The following is a 733-nucleotide window of genomic DNA, read 5'->3' as shown; positions in this document are numbered from 1 at the left end:
CGGCTTCTGGTTGAAGCTCGTGCCCTGGTTCGAGTGCTTGAACTTCGCCAGCCGATGGGTCGTGCTCGTGCCGTCGTCGTTCGAGATCGTGATGTAGTCGGCGCAGACCTCCTCCACCACGCCGGCCTTGTCGGCGCTGACCATGTCGCCCGTGTCCGTCGCCGCGCGGTACTCCATGCCGGTGCCGACCAGCGGGCGCTCGCTCCTGAGCAGCGGAACCGACTGGCGCATCATGTTCGCGCCCATGAGCGCACGGTTGGCGTCGTCGTGCTCAAGGAACGGGATCATCGCGGTGGCCACCGACACCATCTGGCGCGGCGACACGTCCATGTAGTGGACCTGGTTCGAGCGCACGTACTCGAACTCGCCGCCCTTGGTGCGGACCAGCACCCGCTGCTCGGCGAACCCGCCGTCCGCCGACAGCGGGGAGTTCGCCTGGGCGATCACGAAGAGGTCTTCTTCGTCGGCGGTCAGGTAGTCGATCTGGTCGGTGACCTGCCCGTCCACGACCTTGCGGTACGGCGTCTCGACGAAGCCGAAGGCGTTGAGCCGGGCGAAACAGGCGAGGTAGCCGATGAGGCCGATGGCCGGGCCTTCAGGCGTCTCGATCGGGCACATCCGGCCGTAGTGGGACGGGTGCACGTCACGGACCTCCATGCCGGCCCGCTCACGGGACAGACCGCCCGGGCCCTGCGCGGACAGCCGCCGTCTGTGCGTCAGTCCGGACAGGGGG

At 68.2% G+C, this 733-nt stretch carries 1 protein-coding gene; it reads right to left on the bottom strand.

Going from position 1 to position 733, the window contains the following annotated elements; all coding sequences use genetic code 11:
* Positions 1-733 (bottom strand): RNA polymerDNA-directed RNA polymerase subunit B (locus Pka01_RS40500; protein WP_505877687.1); only part of this gene is annotated, 733 nt, incomplete at both ends.

This window comes from Planotetraspora kaengkrachanensis (genome assembly GCF_016862895.1).
Taxonomy (GTDB): domain Bacteria; phylum Actinomycetota; class Actinomycetes; order Streptosporangiales; family Streptosporangiaceae; genus Planotetraspora; species Planotetraspora kaengkrachanensis.
The sequence above is the reverse complement of the archived record's forward strand: the minus strand, read 5'-3'. Positions and strand labels throughout refer to the sequence as shown.